13 protein-coding genes and 1 pseudogene are annotated in these 19109 nt (G+C 41.5%); 8 read left to right on the top strand and 6 right to left on the bottom strand.

The genetic code is table 11. The features are described 5' to 3' along the window. Positions 1 to 8 precede the first annotated feature (8 nt). Positions 9 to 1847, bottom strand: a complete 1839-nt coding sequence (locus G509_RS0112910; RefSeq protein ID WP_026991913.1) for a tetratricopeptide repeat-containing sensor histidine kinase — start codon at positions 1845 to 1847, stop codon at positions 9 to 11. Positions 1848 to 2474: 627 nt separating this feature from the next. Between G509_RS0112910 and G509_RS0112905 the strand changes: the two genes are divergently transcribed. Continuing rightward, positions 2475 to 7199, top strand: a complete 4725-nt coding sequence (locus G509_RS0112905) for a choice-of-anchor L domain-containing protein (RefSeq protein ID WP_026991912.1) — start codon at positions 2475 to 2477, stop codon at positions 7197 to 7199. Between the two features lie 56 nt (positions 7200 to 7255). Here G509_RS0112905 and G509_RS0112900 read toward each other — a convergent pair whose 3' ends face one another. Continuing rightward, positions 7256 to 8818, bottom strand: coding sequence for a hypothetical protein (locus G509_RS0112900; RefSeq protein WP_026991911.1), 1563 nt, complete (start codon positions 8816 to 8818; stop codon positions 7256 to 7258). 242 nt (positions 8819 to 9060) lie between these two features. Here G509_RS0112900 and G509_RS22085 point away from each other — a divergent pair, with 242 nt between their 5' ends. From G509_RS22085 to G509_RS0112875, 5 genes are read left to right on the top strand one after another with little or no spacing between them, the layout of a single operon-like run. Further along, a complete protein-coding gene (locus tag G509_RS22085; protein ID WP_051200205.1) occupies positions 9061 to 10227 on the top strand; it encodes a 2-isopropylmalate synthase in 1167 nt (388 codons plus the stop codon). Positions 10228 to 10230: 3 nt separating this feature from the next. Continuing rightward, complete coding sequence (gene leuC, locus G509_RS0112890; RefSeq protein WP_026991910.1) at positions 10231 to 11613, top strand: 3-isopropylmalate dehydratase large subunit; 1383 nt, start codon at positions 10231 to 10233, stop codon at positions 11611 to 11613. A 1-nt stretch (position 11614) separates the two neighbouring features. Next, complete coding sequence (leuD, locus tag G509_RS0112885) at positions 11615 to 12196, top strand: 3-isopropylmalate dehydratase small subunit (protein WP_026991909.1); 582 nt, start codon at positions 11615 to 11617, stop codon at positions 12194 to 12196. A gap of 2 nt (positions 12197 to 12198) precedes the next feature. Continuing rightward, a complete protein-coding gene (gene leuB, locus G509_RS0112880) occupies positions 12199 to 13311 on the top strand; it encodes a 3-isopropylmalate dehydrogenase (RefSeq protein WP_026991908.1) in 1113 nt (370 codons plus the stop codon). Next, on the top strand, positions 13311 to 14174 hold the full coding sequence (locus G509_RS0112875) for a branched-chain amino acid transaminase (protein ID WP_026991907.1): 864 nt from the start codon (positions 13311 to 13313) through the stop codon (positions 14172 to 14174). The genes leuB and G509_RS0112875 overlap by 1 nt, the downstream gene beginning before the upstream one ends. Positions 14175 to 14211: 37 nt before the next feature. Here G509_RS0112875 and G509_RS0112870 read toward each other — a convergent pair whose 3' ends face one another. The 4 genes from G509_RS0112870 to G509_RS0112855 all read right to left on the bottom strand — a co-directional run bounded on the left by G509_RS0112870 (position 14212) and on the right by G509_RS0112855 (position 16644). Continuing rightward, on the bottom strand, positions 14212 to 14889 hold the full coding sequence (locus G509_RS0112870; RefSeq protein WP_026991906.1) for a response regulator transcription factor: 678 nt from the start codon (positions 14887 to 14889) through the stop codon (positions 14212 to 14214). Between the two features lie 4 nt (positions 14890 to 14893). After that, positions 14894 to 15688 carry a sensor histidine kinase gene (locus G509_RS0112865; RefSeq protein ID WP_026991905.1) on the bottom strand — a complete coding sequence of 265 codons (795 nt, stop codon included), beginning with the start codon at positions 15686 to 15688 and terminating at the stop codon, positions 14894 to 14896. Next, positions 15646 to 16146, bottom strand: coding sequence for a hypothetical protein (locus G509_RS0112860; protein WP_131450710.1), 501 nt, complete (start codon positions 16144 to 16146; stop codon positions 15646 to 15648). Before G509_RS0112860 ends, G509_RS0112865 begins: the two co-directional genes overlap by 43 nt. Positions 16147 to 16302: 156 nt before the next feature. Next, the gene (locus G509_RS0112855) at positions 16303 to 16644 is read right to left on the bottom strand and encodes a hypothetical protein (RefSeq protein ID WP_026991903.1); all 342 of its coding nucleotides are present in this window, start codon (positions 16642 to 16644) and stop codon (positions 16303 to 16305) included. A 460-nt stretch (positions 16645 to 17104) separates the two neighbouring features. Here G509_RS0112855 and G509_RS0112850 point away from each other — a divergent pair, with 460 nt between their 5' ends. Continuing rightward, positions 17105 to 17665, top strand: coding sequence for a phage tail protein (locus G509_RS0112850; RefSeq protein WP_026991902.1), 561 nt, complete (start codon positions 17105 to 17107; stop codon positions 17663 to 17665). 89 nt (positions 17666 to 17754) lie between these two features. Next, a pseudogene (locus G509_RS22925) lies at positions 17755 to 19109 on the top strand (SprB repeat-containing protein); the annotation flags it as partial.

Genomic DNA, 19109 nt, shown 5'->3' with positions numbered 1-19109 from the left:
TACAATAATTAACTTAATAAAAATGTTTCCATTGGTATTTCTATATAAACGGTACAGCCCTGCCCAGGCTGGGTCTGAATATCCATACTAGCATTTAATACAGCTACCTGGCCGGCAATGTTGCTAAGGCCCATTGTGGTTACCCTATCCTTATCATAATCAAAGCCTACACCATCGTCTTCGGCGGTTATACCCAATACACCATCGGCATAAAGCAACTGAATTACAAAAGTATTAACGCCGGAGTGCTTAATTATATTTTGTATTAACTCTAATACTATAAAAAATATTACTTTTTCTGCCAATTTTTTAACGGGTGGCAATTCGCCATAAAACTGTGCCCTGATTTTAAAATGCGGATCTACAATGCTCTTAATAAAATTATCGATAGACGAATAAAGGCCGTTCTCGTTTAAATGTACCGGTATAAGATTATAGGCTGTAGCTCTAAGCTTCTCGGCAATGTGGCCGGACTGGTCTATAATTTTTTGATAATTGCACGCATGCCCAGTATTGGCAAAAACCCCTTCCATAGACTGCAGGTTAAGCCGTATAACTAAAAGTTCGCTAACAACAGCGTCGTGCAGTTCTTTGGCAATACGCTCCCGCTCTTTTTCTTCGCCATTAATGCCGGCCTCAACCAATTGCAGTTTTTTGGTGTTCTTTTCATTATCAAGCTTTTCTTTGAGGAATTTCCTCATAAAATAAAAAGTAAGTATTAAAAACAACGTAGCAGTAACTAAAATTGCGGCCAGCCAATTGCGGTTGCGTATACTTTTTTCCTGATCTTTAATTTTAATTTTGTTGCGGGCAATCTGGTTGTTCTTTTCTATCAGATAAAAATTAGCCTCCTTACGCCGCTTCTCTTCAAAAGAATTATCTTCATAAATAGAATCTCTGTACGCCATAGCCAGCGCCTGATAATAGCACGCTTTTTTATAATTACCCAGTTTAGAGTAGCAGGTTGCCATAAGCGTATTGGCATCTATACCATAATATTTATTGGCAAAGCTTATATTTTTAAGAATTCGCTCTAAGTACTCCTGTGCCTTGGTGTATTGTTTTTTATAAACATAATAATCGGCCATGGTTTTATTAAACATGTCGTTAACACCGGCTTCCTCTGTAGGATAATAGGGCTTTATTTTATCTAAATATTGCAATGCCAGCTCGGGTTTGTCCAGTTTTATATAATTGCTGGCAATTATAGCTAAGCTGCCTGTTGTTAAGGTATTTGTTGGGTCTAATACAATTTTTTTTGCACTAAAGCTGTCCAGGGTTTTAATAACCTGGTTGCATATTTTGCTTGATTTTAAATATTTTTTTTGGGTAGAAAACAAATCGCCCTTGCTAAACAAGGCGTATGCATGTAATTGCGGTATACCTGTACTGTACACCAGAGTAGAATCAAGGTAACTGTTAGCAAGGTCTAAATCATTTGCGGTATACCAAACAAAATACAGTTGGTGAAACGCCCTTGAAATTGCCATAGAATCTTTAGACTGCTTCATGAGGTCTAAAGATTCAAAACCATACTCTAATGCTTTTGGATATTTTAAAAGATATAAGTATCCTTCTGATTTTTTTAAGGCAATACGCCCCAGGTTTCTTTTATCGCCTTTGGCTTCGGGTACTGCTTTTTCTAAAAGTTTAAAAGCACTGTCAATCTGGTTTTTTTCAAAGAGGGCGTTACATTTTTCAGAATAGCCATCTATAATAGTATCTGCTTTAGTAGAAGGCCACTTGGCATACGTTGGCATTGGCGGTTCTTCTTTTTTACAGGAAAGTGCCAAAGCTGCCAATACAATATATAACAGTATATTTTTATAACAGGCTAAAGTATACATCTTTATTCTTAAAATAATGGTAGGTTTACTAATGACTCAACTTTAAATTGCGGTTAATTTGTTGTAAAACAACACAAAGAAAACAAATAAACAGGTTAAAGATTTACACATCTTAAAGTTTTGTTAACTATATCGCAATAGTAAAAAAATTTAATTATAAATTTTATCTTCAAATATACCCGTTTGTGCCCTTTATAAGAAATTTAGCTTTAAAAATAGGTATAAGTACCTATAAACAACCTTAAAATTGAGTACAATACCCTATTTTATTTTTGTTTGTAATACATCAATTTTGAAACTGTATAATCAACATATCGACATAATGATGTGTAATTATACAGCGAATATTTACAAAAACACATAACTATTTTTAATTATTAATTTTCTTCTTTTTTGAAGAAAGCGGCTGCTTATTACTACCCTTTATCAAGGGCTTAAAAAGCACATTCCGGGCAAACCTGGCGCATACTATGCAATACTTATAATGGGTTTAAGAAAATGCATAGCTGCCTGTTACAGGTTTTACCCGGATATATTTAGGGTAGTAGTACAAGCCGTAATTTAAATAATAGTGTTTTTATAATAGTCGTGATTTTGGCACTAACACACACAATGAAATAAAACGCTATGAAAAAGAAATTTTTATTACTTGTTGCCTCCTTATCCTCCCTTTGCGGCTATGCACAACTAACTCCCGCAGAGGGTTTTGAGGGTGCTGATTTTCCGCCACCGGGCTGGTTGATTGCAAATAACGGTGTTGGGGCACCTACCCCGGTTTGGGTGCAGGCAAACGGTACTGCGCAACAGCCTGCTTATTTGGGCAGCCATGCTGCATTTTTAGACCACGAAAATGTTGGCGCTGGCACCGTTGCTGCAGACTATCTTATAACTAAAGAATTTACCTACCCCACCAGTGCAGAGCTACACTTTTTTAGCAGGCTTATTACGGCCGGCAACCAAAACAGCACTTTTAAATTTTACCTATTGGATAGTGCCGATACTACTATAAACCCCGAAGATGTTACCACCTATCCGGCACCATTTTTAACATGGACAGAAAACAATTTTAATCCGCAAACGGTGTATACCGAGCGGGTTATTGCACTACCTGCCGGTGTTGTGGGTAACAATTACAGGGTTGTTTTTGGTTTTGAAAACGATAATGGCGACCGCTGGCTTATAGACCAAGTGTCGGTACTCGCTAAATGTCTTGAGCCTACAAACCTTACGGCAGCCAATCCCGGGGTTACCTCTATAGACCTAAATTGGGATAACCCCAGTGGTGCAACATCGTGGGAGATAGAAATAGTGCCAACATCCGGATCTACAACGGGCAGCGGCTTTATATATAACGGTACACTGCCCCTTACTGCTACGGCGGCTAATGGCCTTGTTGCAGCTACAAACTATAAGTATTATGTACGTGCCCTTTGCGGAGATGGTGGCGTGAGCGATTGGGCCGGACCTGCATTTTTTAGTACTAACGTATGTGCTGCAGAAGACAAATGCGATTATACCTTTAAATTATCTGATTGGTATGATGGCTGGAACGAAAATACAATGCAGGTATACCAAAATGGTGTTTTAGTAGCAAATCTGGAGCTTATAAATCAACTGGAAGGTACTGTTACCGTACCATTGTGTAATGCATTTCCTTTTGAGGTTTCTGCTACGTCGGGCGATTTTATAGGCGATTCAGGATTGCAGATCATCAATCCGTTCGGACAAATTATTTACAGTAAAGAAATTGGCGAAAATACTCCCTTAATTCTGTACCAGGGTATGGCAGATTGTTTTGTACCGGCATGTTTGCCTCCACAAAACATAGTTGCCTCTAACTCCGGACAAACCGGCTTCGATCTGTCCTGGGATGGCCCCACAACGGGCAACTGGGAGTACTACATTGTACCCCAAGGGAGCACCGCCCCTACAACAGATACTAATGGCACTATTGTAACAACAAATCCGGTTACCATTAACGGCTTAAATGCAGCCACCAATTACGATATTTATATAAGGACTGTATGCGAAAACAATGTGTACAGTACATGGGCCGGGCCGGTACAACACAGTACATCTATGTGCGACCCTTCTGAAAAATGTACTTATTATTTTGAAATGACCAGTAATGGGTCGGGCTATTTTGGCCATACCATGACAATACTACAGGGTGGTGCAACCGTAGCTACTATCGGCAGCACCTTTGAGGAAGGGCTTACAGCTACAGTAGCGGTAGCTTTATGCCCCGATGCACCTGTAGATATTGTTTGGAATGCCGATGCCGATGGCGAATTTAACTTTATGTATATAGGATTAAATGTATACACGCCATACATGGAAGAGTTTTTTATTAAACCTGCCGGAACCAGCGTTATAAACACTACTATATTTACAGGCATACCATCTTGCGAGGCGCCTGCCTGCCTAAAACCCCAGCAATTATATGCCTCTGATATAACAGCGCATACAGCTACTGTTGGCTGGACGGAAATGGGCACAGCAACAAGCTGGGAGTATTACGTTGTACCTTTAAACAGTCCCGCACCGGATACTTCGCAATCGGGCATACCAATTACAGTAACTACCGCCAATCTTAGCAATTTACAAAGCGGCACTTTTTATACTTTGTACGTAAGGGCACTTTGCGGTGGCGATAATGGCAACAGCTCGTGGTCGGTTGCCTATATATTTGTTACAGACATTGAGAATGATGAGTGTACTGGTGCTACGACCATACCTGTTAACAGCGGTGTACAATGCAACCAGTCTATAACCGGTACGCTTGATGGCTCTACCGCATCGGGTAATATGCCATCCTGCATAATTGATGGCGTTGCAGCAGATGTTTGGTATCAGTTTACCGCCACAGCACCGGCGCATACTATTACCATTGCAAGCGTAGGTGCAACCTTTGCCTATGCTGCAGTTTATCAGGGCAGCAATTGTGGCAACCTCGATGAGATGAGCTGCACCCAGAACCCTATTACTATGGTAAACAATCTTACTATTGGCGCCACCTATTATATAAAAGTATTTGTAGAGTATATTGAAGAACAAACGTCTACCCAATTTACGCTTTGCGTTACTACCCCTGCCCCAATACTTGTTACTGATGTATTTGAAAATGAAGAAGTAACCGCTATGGTAAACGATGTTTTAGTTACCGCCGAATGTGCACAGGTTAGCAACATAAGCTTTTCGGGCAATGGATTGGGTAAATTCCAAAAAGGCAACTCGGCATTTGCCATAAGCGAAGGTGTTGTTTTAAGTACAGGTATAGCTTCCAGTGCAATGGGGCCCAACTTTAGCAAACTCTCTGAAGGTGATGAAAACTGGCTGGGCGATACCGACCTGTTTAATTACATGCAAACGGTTAATTCAGATCCGTCGTTAATGTCGCATGTTAATGCAACTGTGCTCGAATTCGATTTTATACCTTTTACCAACCATATTAGCTTTCCGTTTATTTTTGCATCGGAAGAATACGGAATGTACCAATGCGAATTCTCTGATGCTTTTGCTTTCTTTTTAACCGATCTAACCGACAATACGCCTACAACCAACCTGGCCGTTTTACCGGATACTACCATACCGGTATCGGTTACAACCATAAGAGATATTGCCTATAACCCTGCCTGCGTATCGGCTAATCCGCAGTATTTTGACACCTACTATGGCGACCTTGGCGGAGGTGCCGACCCGTTAACATCGCCTACAAATTTTGAAGGCAATACTGTGCAATTACTGGCACAATCTGATGTGGTTAGCGGCCATACCTACCACATTAAGCTTGTAATTGCCGATGAAGGCGATTTTGCCTACGATTCGGCGGTATTTATTGGTTCTTTTAATGTAGGTGGGGTAAACCTGGGCCCGGATATTTCTGTGCAAAACGGCACCGCATTATGTTTTGGCGAAAGCTATACCATACATAGCAACCTAAGCACTGCAGACTATAGTTTTGAATGGTTTTACAATGGCACGCTTATTACCGGAGAAAACAACCCCTACCTTGTGGTTACACAAACCGGCGAGTACATGGTTAAAACCCACGACCTAAATACGTTTTGCGATAATACCGATATAATATTTATAGAGTTTTACAATGTATTGCAAAGTACCGGCACACCTATAGATTTAACAGCATGCGATACATCGGGGTACGCCGCGTTTAATTTATCGGTTAATACTGCTGCTTTATTACAAGGGCTTAATCCGGCCAACTTTATAATTACCTACCACGCCACCCAGGAAGATGCCAATGCAAACACCAACCCTTTAAACCTAAATTACGTAAACGCTATGCCCAACCAGCAAACCATTTTTGTAAGGATATACAATAGCATTTTACAATGTACAGGTATCAAAACCTTTAGCCTTATTGTAAATACTACAGCCCCTCAGTTTGATATTACTACTAATTTTGCCATTTGTCAGGGTAATTCGGGTACTATAAGTGTTACTCCGCTTAATTTTGATGGTTCCGCTGCAACCTATAGCTGGACATTAAACAGTCAACCATTAGCTGATACCACTGCCTCCATTACCGCAACACAGGCAGGAACGTATGCTGTTACAGTTAACGTTGCAGGGTGTACAACTATAAAACAGGTTGTGATTACCGTTGTTTCACCGCCAATAGCCAATATCTTACCTAATGTTTTTGCCTGCAGCTACACACTGCCGGAATTAAGCGCCGATAATATATATTACACTGCCTCGGGAGGATTGGGTACAAACCTTGCACCCGGAACAGTAATAACCACCACGCAAACTATTTATATTTACGCTGTTAACCCAACGTTAGGCTGTAGCAGCGAGAGTAGCTTTACCATAACTATATTGCCTACAGCAACCTTAGAAATAACCCAGGGTTGTGAAGACGCAAATTATACTCTTAAAGCTGTATTTGATAACGATGCTAACAACTCCGGTAACGTAAGTTTTGTGTGGACTAATGCCGGCGGTATAGTTTTAGGGTCTGAAAGTCAGCTTATAATTACGTTGCCCGGTACCTATTATGTTACCGCTACACCTAACGCCGCAACCGGCTGCCCTGTTACGGCCGATGTTACCGTTACCAATGTGGCCTGTATGATACCTAAAGGTATATCGCCTAACGGAGACGATAAAAATGATAGTTTTGACCTTACCGGCTTTGATATAAACAAGCTTAGTATTTTTAACCGCTATGGTATGGAGGTGTATTCTAAAATCACCTACACCAGCGAATGGCATGGGCAGACCAATGAAGGCGGAGAACTGCCTACAGGCACGTACTACTATGTTATTACATTTAGTAGTGGCAGTAGCAAAACCGGCTGGGTTTACATTAACAGGCAAGAAAAATAACAAAACATTCTTTTATAACAAAAGCAGCTCATAGAGGCTGCTTTTATGTTTTATAATTATTGGGTATTACCGAGTTTCTTACTGGCTTTACGGGCAATTATATCGGCAATGGGCTCGTTGTTGATGTTGCTTTCCAGCCAGGAGATAATATCAAGGTACAGGAAAGCCCTGCGTTCAAACGGGTGGTTTTCGTACTGAATAAGCGTTGCATGTAATTTCCTGAACTCATTTTTTATTTCTAACGGCGATACGTGCGAAAGGTTCTTTAAAAACTCCATCAATGCTTTTTGCACCTCGTGCATATCATTCATCTTACTTAAAAAAATATGGGTACTGCGCACAAGCGCCTCCAGGCGATAATCCAATCCGGCCTGATAATGCGCCGCAAGGTTTAGTATACGCGAAAAACACACCAGGTCTTCGCGCAACTGCGTGGTTTTATTGTCAATAATCTTTTTAAGGAAGAAGATGCACTTATCATACTTACGGTTGCCAAAATGCAGGCAGGCCATTTTGTAGTAAAGTATCATAACATGGTGCTCATCAATCTTATCGCTGTAGCGCGTCAGTTTTTTATGAATGGTATCCAGCAACTCTTCGCCATCGCTGTAATCGCCCTTCATAAAGCGAAGGTTCAGCTTGTTAGAATAAATATATAAAAAAGAGAGCACTATAATATTATCATCTTCCGGGATATCGGCATTGCTTAATATGGTCTCAAAATTATCTAAAGCCGTTTCAAACTGTTTGGCGCGGTTAAGGTAAAATAACGACTCCAAAACATAATGGTTGCCTTTAATGTAAAACACCGGGTGCACGGCAATAAGGTGCTGGTTCTTTTCGAACAGTGCTACCCATCGCGTAGCATATTTGTAGCACGACACAAAATCCTGAATAATAAAACTGTACCATAGGTACGACTGGTTGTACCACAGTTTTTCCCTAAAACCCAACCTATTCTCGTCGTACTTGGGCAGGTTGCTAAAAAAATAATCCGATATAGCTTTGGCTTCTGCCTCAGTACGGGCATAGCCATTCTTTAAAAATACATTGTACAGGTGCAGCGCCATGTTAGAGAGCTGGCTTGTAATGGTGTTAAGATACGTAAGCTCGTTAGTTTGCTCAATAAGCAAATCGGCACGGTTGGGGCGGCTGCGGGTAATGTATTGCGACTCAATAATCTTTTCCAAATCCAGTATCTCGTAGCCAATGCTTTTTTCTTCGTACAGAAGTGCTGTAGCTTTTAGTTTATCAAGAAGTTTAAGGCTTTGCAAATACAGCCCTTTGCGGTACAATATCATGGCAAAGTCCAGCTGTTCGCGTATTTGTAGCGGAATATTACGCTTAGAGGGATTAAGCCTTAAGCTGGTTAGTATCTGGTTGTAAAGGTGCGCCTTAACGTTAGATAACTGCTGTTTCGATATATCGGTGCTCTTTAAAATAGCCTCCTCGTCATACTTTGTTTGTGAGCATAGCACTTTAAAAAGGCTTATAAATTTGCTCTCGTTATTTAAGGGTATACGGCCTACATATAACGAAAACTGCCGCTTTTCTGACGATGTAAGCGACTGCACTAAAGAGAAAAGGTTATCGGTTAATTCGTTATGATTTTTATACACGTAGGCGCTGTTGTTATAAGTACTGTTAAAAAATAAAAGTACTAAAATATTTTACATAACAATACGCCATCAAAAATAGAATTTTAATTAGGCATCGTAAAACAAACCCAATTAACATATTAATTATTAAATACTTAAACCTTTAAATACCCTGTCAGGCATCGGTAGCGCTAATTTTCGAAAATCATAGTCGTGCATAATAACTATAATTTAGTCTCTGAATCGAAAAACACAATGAGATCATGGAGCACGTAGAAATTTTTGACACAACATTAAGAGACGGTGAGCAGGTACCCGGCTGTAAGTTAAATACTTCTCAAAAACTGCGAATCGCCGCTCAGCTCGACCAACTCGGTGTAGATGTAATAGAGGCCGGTTTTCCTGTTTCCAGCCCCGGCGATTTCCAGTCGGTTACAGAGATATCAAAACTGGTTAAAAATGCCACCGTTTGCGGCCTTACACGGGCTGTAGAAAAAGATATTGAGGCTGCCGCCGAAGCCCTTAAATATGCACGCAGGCCGCGCATACATACCGGTATTGGCACATCAGACTCGCATATAAAATACAAATTTAATACTACTCCCGATAAGATTTTAGAGCGTGCCCGCGATGCTGTGGCCTATGCCAAAACATTTGTGCACGATGTAGAATTTTATGCCGAAGATGCCGGCCGTACCGATAATGAGTTTCTTGCCCAGGTATGTGCCGTAGCCATTAAAGCAGGTGCCACGGTGCTGAATATCCCGGATACCACGGGCTATTGCCTGCCCGATGAGTACGGTGCCAAAATAAAATATTTAATGGAAAATGTGCCGGGCATACACAAGGTGCGCATTTCGTGCCATTGCCATAACGATCTTGGCCTTGCAACCGCCAACGCAATTGCAGGCGTTACTAATGGAGCCCGCCAGATTGAGTGTACCATTAATGGCATTGGAGAGCGTGCAGGCAACACGTCGTTAGAAGAAGTTGTAATGATTTTAAGGCAGCACCCTAAGCTAAACCTTAGCACAAATATAGATAGTAAGCGCCTTTTGAGTATAAGCAAAATGGTGGCCGAAGAAATGGGAATGATGGTGCAGGCCAATAAGGCCATTGTTGGTGAAAATGCCTTTGCGCACAGCTCTGGCATTCACCAGGATGGTATGATTAAAAACCGCGAAACGTATGAGATTATCAACCCTACCGATGTAGGCGTTAACGAGTCGTCTATTGTATTAACAGCACGTAGCGGCCGCTCGGCGCTGGCATACAGGGCCAAGAACATCGGCTACGATTTTACCAAATTAGACCTTGATATTGTGTATTCTGAATTCGTAAATTTTGCCGATACCTGCAAGGTTGTGGTAGATAACGATATTCATCACATTGTGCAAATGTCTAAGAACAAGTTTCAATTAAGTCTTTAAAAAATGAAAAAAACGCTATTTGATAAAGTTTGGGATGCCCACGTGGTGGAGTCTATAACCAACGGCCCCGATATTTTATATATTGATAAGCACCTGATACACGAGGTTACAAGTCCGCAGGCATTTAACGAGCTGGAGCAGCGCCATATACCGGTTTTCCGTCCCAACAAAATTGTTGCCACGGCCGATCATAACACGCCTACCATTAACCAGCACCTGCCTATTAAAGACGAGATGTCGCGTAAGCAAATTGAAGAGCTTACCCTAAACTGCGACAAAAACAACATCGAATTTTATGGCCTTGGCCACCCTTATAACGGTATTGTACACGTAATTGCGCCGGAGCTTGGCATTACCCAACCGGGAATGACCATTGTTTGCGGAGACAGCCACACGTCTACCCACGGGGCGTTTGGCACTATTGCCTTTGGTATAGGCACCAGCCAGGTGGCACAGGTGTTTGCAAGCCAGTGCCTGCTGTTGGAAAAGCCTTTAAAAATGCGCATTAACGTAAACGGAAAGCTAAAAAAAGGCGTACTGCCTAAAGATGTTATTCTTTACATTATTAGCAAGTTAGGTACTAACTCCGGCACGGGTTATTTTTGCGAATATGCCGGTAATGTGTTCCGCGAAATGTCGATGGAAGGCCGTATGACCGTTTGCAACATGAGCATTGAAATGGGTGCACGTGGTGGCTTAATAGCCCCCGACGAAACTACTTTTGAGTATGTTGCAGGCCGCGAATTTGCCCCTAAAGGCGATCAACTGGCTGCTAAAATTGCCTATTGGCAAACCCTTACTACTGATGAGGATGCGGTTTTTGACAAAGAATATGATATTGATGCCGAAGATATTGCGCCAATGATTACGTATGGTACCAACCCGGGTATGGGCATTAAAATTGGCGATACCATACCCAACAATGTAGAAACCAGTACCGACAAGGCTCTGGCCTACATGGGTTTTGATTACGGGCAATCGCTATTAGGCACTAAAATAAATTACATTTTTATTGGTAGCTGTACCAACTCGCGCATAGAAGATTTCCGAACGGTGGCCGGTTACATTAACGGTAAAAAGAAAGCAGATAACGTTACGGCACTTATAGTTCCCGGATCGCAACAGGTGGCAAGCGAAATGAAAGCCGAGGGCCTCTACAAAATTTTTGAAGATGCCGGTTTCCAGGTGCGTCAGCCGGGTTGCTCGGCATGTTTAGCTATGAACGAAGATAAAATTCCGGCCGAAGAGTACTGTGTTTCTACAAGTAACCGTAACTTCGAAGGCAGGCAGGGCCCGGGTGCCAGAACCATACTGGCAAGCCCGCTTACCGCTGCCGCCATTGCCATTGAAGGAAAAATTATAGATTTTACCAAAAACCTTAATTAGCATGCAAAAGTTTACAACACTTACTGATGTGGCCATGACGCTTGATATTGAGAACGTGGATACCGACCAGATAATCCCGGCAAGATTTTTAAAATCTACCGATAAAGATGGTTTTGGCGCTAACCTGTTCAGAGATTGGAGGTATATAAAAGATGATGAGCTTAACCCCGATTTTAGTCTTAATAAGCAATCGCAAAGGGGTTCGGTCCTGGTTACAGGCAATAATTTTGGCTGCGGTTCCAGTCGCGAGCATGCCGCATGGGCGCTTTCGGGCTTTGGATTTAAGGTTATTGTATCGAGCTATTTTGCCGATATTTTTAAAGAAAACTGCCTAACCAACGGCCTGTTGCCGTTGCAGGTAACGCCACAGTTTTTACAGGTTTTGTTCGGGGCTTTTAAAGTAAACCCCTTAGAGCTGGTAACAATTAACCTGGAAGACCAAACCATTAGCTGCGCAGGTAATACAGAGCATTTTGATATTAATCCGTACAAAAAGCTCTGCCTTATAAACGGTTACGATGACATCGATTTTTTATTGAGCAGGCTTGAAGCAATTACACAATTTGAAGAAAAATATAGTTAGTTATGGACTTAAAGATAGCAGTTTTAGCCGGAGACGGTATTGGCCCCGAGGTTACTAACGAAGCCGTTAAGGTTTTAAAGGCCATTGCATTGCGCTTTGGGCACGATTTTAATTTTGCCGAAGCATTGCTTGGTGCCTGTGCAATAGATAAATACAACGAGGCCCTGCCTGCAAATACGCTGCAAATTTGCCAGGAAGCCGATGCGGTTTTGCTTGGCGCCGTAGGCCATCCTAAATATGATAATAACCCCGACGCGCCTATAAGGCCGGAACAGGGCTTGCTCGCCATACGCAAAGCCTTACAGCTATTTGCTAACATTAGGCCCATAACCATTTATGATAAACTCATACCGCAGTCTCCGCTTAAAGCCGACAGGATTGCCGGTGTAGATATAGCCATTTACCGCGAGCTTACGGGCGGTATTTATTTTGGCGAAAAGTTTTTAAGCGAAGATAAAACCGTAGCTTCAGACCTGTGCACTTACTCGGTTAAAGAAATTGAGCAGATAGCCCACATGGCCTTTAAAGCGGCGCAAAACAGGCGTAAAAAGCTTACCCTTGTAGATAAAGCCAACGTGCTGGAAACATCGCGCTTATGGCGCAGGGTGGTTACACAGATTGCAACTGAATATCCTGATGTGGCACTCGACTTTTTGTTTGTAGATAATGCTGCCATGCAGCTTATTTTAAACCCTAAACAGTTTGATGTAATGCTTACCGAAAATATGTTTGGCGATATATTATCAGACGAAGCCAGTGTTATTGGTGGTAGTATTGGCCTGGCGGCATCGGCCTCTGTCGGCGATACCTACAGCCTTTTTGAGCCCATACACGGCTCGTATCCGGCTGCTACGGGTAAAGGCATAGCCAACCCGGTTGCGTCTATATTATCGGCGGCATTACTATTGGAACATTTTGATTTGTATGACGAAGCTGCTGCCATTAAAAATGCCGTGGCTGCCAGTATCGATCAAAACTTTTGCACCCCCGATATTTTTGCCGATAGCACTTATTCAACAAGCGATGTAGGCGATTTTATTGAAAGCCTTATTTTGGGTAACGAAACCTTTACTAACAGCAGTAATGTTAGCATTGGCAAATCAACAATTATTTAATGTATTATAACGATAGCACCATTGTTTTTCTTAATGGAGAATGGATTCCTGCAGCGCAGGCCAACACCAGCCTTTACAACCAGACCATGCACTATGGCAATGGTATTTTTGAAGGCATCAGGGCGTATGATACACCCACTGGCGTAAAGATTTTTAAGGGTAAGGAGCATTATCAGCGGATGCTGGATTCGGCTAAGCTGATGCATATAAAAACCGATTATACGGTAGACCAGCTTATTGAACTGAGTTACGAATTACTGCAAAAAAACAACTTTACCAATGCGTATATACGTCCGTTATTTTATTTAGGCCCGAACATGACGCTTATGCCGGTGGAAGAAACCAACCTGTTTTTATGCGCGTGGGAATGGGGCAAATACCTTGGCGATAGCTTGCTGCGGGTTGCAACCTCATCGTACCAACGGCCTAACCCCAAATCGTGCCATGTAGAGGCCAAAACGGTGGGGCATTATATTAACTCTATATTAGCCAGTACAGAGGCCAAACAAAAAGGTTTTGACGAAGCCCTGATGCTCGATGCCGCCGGTTTTGTAGCCGAAGGCCCCGGTGCTAATTTTTTCTATGAGAAACACAGCTGCCTGTATACCTGCCCGTTGGGCAACATACTGCCGGGCATTACGCGCAATACTATTTTAGACCTTGCTAAAGAACATAACATACCCACAGCGGTAAAACTGTTTACCATAGATGATGTAAAAACTGCCGACAGTGCCTTTTTTACCGGCACTGCTGCCGAGGTTATTGGCATTAAAACCCTCGATGATTATACTTTTCCGTTGGATTGGGATAAGAGTTTGGGCAAACAGTTGCTAACCGCCTACCAACAAGAAGTTAGAAAATAAGCAAAACCCACTCGCCTGAGTGGGTTTGTTGTTTATATTAGTTTACTAAATTTTCTATGGTTATAAACTCATTCTGAATGGCATAGATAATTAGGCCAATCATGTTTTTGCATTCGGTTTTGCGAAGCAAATTGTTACGGTGGCCCTCTACCGTCCGGGCGCTAAGGCACAGTTTATCGGCAATTTCTACACCGCTGTACTGCTGGCAAATAAGCTTAAGAATTTCTATTTCGCGGTTTGTAAGGTCGTCTTCGTCAAAGCGGCTCTTAATTTTTTTCTTAGATATAATAAGGCACTCGTTTATAATATCCATTACATAATCGCTGTAGTAAAAGCCGGTAGTTTGCACCTCGTTAATAGTTGTAATAAGCTGCTGCGGAGTGGTGTTTTTAACCAGGTAGGCAACTGCCCCCACCTCTATTATATTGGCTATAAAAAACTTGGTGTTATAGCTTGTAAGGGCAATTATTTTAACGTCAGGAAACTCGGCACTAATAACTTTAGTGGCTTCTACCCCATTTACTATAGGCATTTTAAGGTCTATTATAACAATATCGGGCTTAATGGTGCTCTCCCTTAAAAAGCTGGTAAGCTCTTCGCCATTAGAAGCTTCAAACAACACCTGAATATTTTTTTCTCTCTGTAATAAAAAAGAAATTCCCTGCCTGAACAACACCTCGTCATCAGCCAGGACTATTTTAATTGGATTGCTCATAATTTTAGAATTTAAAAACTACATCAGTTCCCTTATTAAGGACAGAACTGATAGTAATTGTTCCGTTTATAAAAATTATCCTGCTCTCAATATTTTTCATTCCGAGGCCCTTTTTATTTTTAAGGCTCTCTACATCAAAACCTTTTCCGTTGTCGGAATAGTTACAGTTAACCAGGCCGTCCTCTTCGTTAAAAACAATGCTTATGGCCTTTGCTTTACCGTGGCGCAACGAGTTGTTTAATAACTCCTGTATAATCCTGAAAACATGCAGGTGCCTGTTTTTATCAGCATCGTTAAACTGCACATTATTTTTATACGTAACCGCTACCGACTGGCTGCTGTTAAACTCGTAACACAACTCCTCTAAACCGGCGCTAAGCCCAAACTTATCTAATACGGGCGGTAAAAGGTCGTGCGCAATGCGCCTGGAATTATCGAGCGTTTTAGCTACGAGGTTAATAATATTACACGTTATGTCGTTAAGTTCTTTGTCGGTTAAATTGGGCGTGGTAAGCAAATGGCTGTTTAAAGAAACTACATTTAGCTTAGAGCTAATATCGTCGTGTAAATCCTGGGCAATGCGTTTTCGTTCGTCTTCCTGCACCTCAATAGTGGCAGTAAGCAGGTCTTTTTGGTAGGCTATTTCAAGGTCTTTTTTTTCTAATTCCTTCTGGATAATCTTCTTTTTAGAAAAATAAAAAAACAGCAACAAAACCATACCCATAAAAAACATAAGGAAAACACCCACTATAATAATCAGCTCCGGTTGGCTGCCTTCGGGTAAAAGGTTTGCTTCCATTCCCATAAAATTAGTAATTGATACAGAATAAACAGCAAAGCGTTAATTTTCCAGATGTAGATACTAATTTCATCGGCAAAAGACATAATAGAGACCGCAGAAGCAAAAATTATAGAACTGCTTATCAGATAGATAAAGATGCCGATAGTGGTATAATAAAAAGGCAGTTTTTTAGAAAGCAGTTCGTACAGATAAAGCACACAGTAAACTACCAGCATGCATGTGGTAATTAAAAACCCTAACGAATTGAATGTATAGTATAGACCCGGATAAACTACATACTGTATAATTAAACCTGCAACAATTAATGCCGATGCATATTTTATAAATAAGCTCCTGCCCCTTCTGGCATCTAAAAACAAATGGTAAAAAAAATAACTTAGCAGTATAAACTGGCTAAAGAGATAGTACGTAGACAAAAAATGGTTGTTACGGCCGGCGGCGGCATATGTTTCCATTATAAGTTGTACAACACCTAATGTTAATAGATAAAAAACAAAAAACTTATAGGCTTTGCCGTGTCTGGCAAAACCTATAAAGTATATAATAATGTTTATAAAAAGGATAGCAAAGCCTATATTGGATATAATCTTTAGCACATCTGATTTATAAAGTTAATTTAGAGGGCTGTTTTTATCGCAAGATGGTGGGCATGGCCTTGTAAAATCGTATATGGACCCATCATCAAAACCGGTTTCGGGCAGCATATCTATATATTCGTCGCCCACTTGTTTAGTGCCAACTATCATCAGTTTTTCTACATTATCATCGTCTACCCCAATGTAAGCCCTTACGCCATCTACACCTTCGGCAAGCACTTCCTGTAGATCTATTTTCGGAATCCAGAAGGCTTTAAGCTCGTGGTGTGCATTATAAGTGCCTTCTTCTTTTCTCCACTTGGCGGCATAATGTTTAGCGTGTACCAGATCGATAGTATTGACTTTTTTTTCTGACATAATAAATGTTTTAGTAATTAATAATTGGATAATGTATTTAAGTAAAATTTAAGCCTTTTTATGGTGCTTAAAACGTTAGTAAAACGTTGTAGCAATATACGAATTTTCTTAACTAAATTATAAAACCTAAAATAATTAAATCTCATTTTTAAGCTTTTATGGTTTTATGCTTATATAATAGTATGATTTTTTTAGCCGATAAATGGTTGCCATTTTTAAAGAATTTACACGAATAAATTAATGATTTTTGGCAATACCATAAAACCAGAACATCAGTAAACACTATACTTTTCTTACAATTAAGGCTAACTATTTTTAGATACTGCCATGCTAAAATACAAGCCCTGTATATGTACCAAATAACAGTACTTATGGCGAAAAAAAATCAGGTAAAAACACCTGATTTTGTCCCATCCCCATGACCTAATTTAGCGGTAACAAACCTTAAATCAGTAAAATTATGGACGAGTACATTGGAATTATTAAACTATTTGCCGGAAGTTTCGAAATAAAAGGATGGGCATTTTGCGATGGCAGGCTTTTACCATTATCACAATACCAGGCTTTATTTTCTCTTATTGGAACTACCTACGGAGGCGACGGCAGAACCACATTTGCCCTACCCGACCTTAGAAGCCGTGTAGCATTGGGTATGGGTCAGGGTCCAGGTTTAGGCAACTATGCAGAAGGACAAATGAGTGGTACAGAAAGTGTAACCCTTACTGTGGGCAACATCCCTCCGCACAATCACACGGGGCATGTTGTGGTTAGTTCGGCAGAATCTACAGACGGTACCGCACAACGCGGCGGTGCAATAGCTACCCCGGGAGCATTATCTGGCAGGACCTTTAGCTCAACCCTGGGTTATGTAAACGCTGCCGTAACACCCGATATCCCGTTAAGCGACAGTACCGTGGTTACCAACTACACTGGTAGCGGCCTGCCTGTAAGCACTATGCAGCCTTACCTGGCTTTAAACTATATAATTTGCTTAGAAGGCGTTTACCCTTCAAGAAGTTAATATCTACACTATTTATTAAGCTCAGCCGGGTGTTCTTAAATAAAGAGCACCCGGTTAATGAGCATAATACACTTAATCATAATTTATAAATGATGAAAAAATATTACTTACTATTAATTTGCCTGTTTTTTGCCCATTGCCTTTTGGCGCAAACAACAGAGACTTTTGAGACTGAAACTAATGGCAGCACCAGCTTTACTGATAATGGCCAGGTTTTTAACATTACCAGCCAGGCCCAGGGCCCGTTTTACATTCAGGGTAATTATGCCGGAACGGGCTGGAACGGATCTGGCCCCGACAATAAGTATATAGATAATAGTGGCAATTCATTTGCTAATATGCCGGTACAATTTACTATTACCGCTGCGGGAGGATCTCAGTTTACTTTAAAAAGCCTTTATCTATTTATTTCGACCAATAATCTTAATTTAAACGTAAATGGCAATTCGGTTTCTATAACCGGCAAGCTTGCGGGTGCAACACAGTATACCGCCACAGCAAGCTCTGGATTTAACACATCGTGGGCCACTAACAATGGATTTACTTATATAAACATGGCAAATTACGGGGGTGCAGATAATTCTAACACACTTATAGACCAATATATTATAACTACTACCGGTATTATTTCTTATATAAGTTTAGATGCCATGAGGTGGCAAACTGCGGCTGCTCCATGTCCTGCTGTAACTGTAACTCCCGTTTCTCAAACCAATATTGCCTGCAATGGCGCATATACAGGGGCGGCAACCGTATCGGCATCAGGAGGCAGCGGCTTTACGTATAACTGGTCGCCGGGCAATCCGTCTGGCGATGGCACCGCCAGTGTTACAGGCCTGCCTGCCGGTACCTGGACGGTTACCGTTACCAACTCGTGTGGCAACTCGGGCACCGCGTCGGTTACTATAACACAACCAGCTGCATTATCAGCCAATATTACATCGCAAACCAATATAGCTTGTAATGGTGGCACTAATGGGTCGGCTACTGTAAGTGCAACAGGTGGTACAGCAGGCTATACGTATGTATGGTCGCCTTCCGGCGGAACAGCCGCTACAGCAAGCGGACTTAGTGCCGGTACCTACACCGTAACTGTTACCGATGCCAACGGTTGTACCGCCACATCAACGGCAACTATAACACAACCGGCTGCATTATCGGCCAATATTACATCGCAAACCAATATAGCCTGTAATGGTGGCACTAATGGGTCGGCTACTGTAAGTGCAACAGGTGGTACAGTAGGCTATACTTATTCATGGTCGCCTTCCGGCGGAACGGCCGCAACAGCAAGCGGGCTTAGTGCCGGTACCTACACCGTAATAGTTACTGATGCCAATGGCTGTATTGCGACCTCAACAGCAACTATTACACAACCGGCTGCATTATCAGCCAATATTACATCGCAAACCAATATAGCCTGTAATGGTGGCACTAATGGGTC

Source organism: Flavobacterium subsaxonicum WB 4.1-42 = DSM 21790 (assembly GCF_000422725.1).
GTDB classification, from domain to species: Bacteria; Bacteroidota; Bacteroidia; order Flavobacteriales; family Flavobacteriaceae; genus Flavobacterium; species Flavobacterium subsaxonicum.
The sequence above is the reverse complement of the archived record's forward strand: the minus strand, read 5'-3'. Positions and strand labels throughout refer to the sequence as shown.

Coding starts and splice junctions, on each gene's coding strand:
- G509_RS0112910 (WP_026991913.1), bottom strand. CDS start 1,847: ATGTATACTTTAGCCTGTTATAAAAATATACTGTTATATATTGTATTG.
- G509_RS0112905 (WP_026991912.1), top strand. CDS start 2,475: ATGAAAAAGAAATTTTTATTACTTGTTGCCTCCTTATCCTCCCTTTGC.
- G509_RS22085 (WP_051200205.1), top strand. CDS start 9,061: ATGGAGCACGTAGAAATTTTTGACACAACATTAAGAGACGGTGAGCAG.
- leuC (WP_026991910.1), top strand. CDS start 10,231: ATGAAAAAAACGCTATTTGATAAAGTTTGGGATGCCCACGTGGTGGAG.
- leuD (WP_026991909.1), top strand. CDS start 11,615: ATGCAAAAGTTTACAACACTTACTGATGTGGCCATGACGCTTGATATT.
- leuB (WP_026991908.1), top strand. CDS start 12,199: ATGGACTTAAAGATAGCAGTTTTAGCCGGAGACGGTATTGGCCCCGAG.
- G509_RS0112875 (WP_026991907.1), top strand. CDS start 13,311: ATGTATTATAACGATAGCACCATTGTTTTTCTTAATGGAGAATGGATT.
- G509_RS0112870 (WP_026991906.1), bottom strand. CDS start 14,889: ATGAGCAATCCAATTAAAATAGTCCTGGCTGATGACGAGGTGTTGTTC.
- G509_RS0112865 (WP_026991905.1), bottom strand. CDS start 15,688: ATGGAAGCAAACCTTTTACCCGAAGGCAGCCAACCGGAGCTGATTATT.
- G509_RS0112860 (WP_131450710.1), bottom strand. CDS start 16,146: ATGGAAACATATGCCGCCGCCGGCCGTAACAACCATTTTTTGTCTACG.
- G509_RS0112855 (WP_026991903.1), bottom strand. CDS start 16,644: ATGTCAGAAAAAAAAGTCAATACTATCGATCTGGTACACGCTAAACAT.
- G509_RS0112850 (WP_026991902.1), top strand. CDS start 17,105: ATGGACGAGTACATTGGAATTATTAAACTATTTGCCGGAAGTTTCGAA.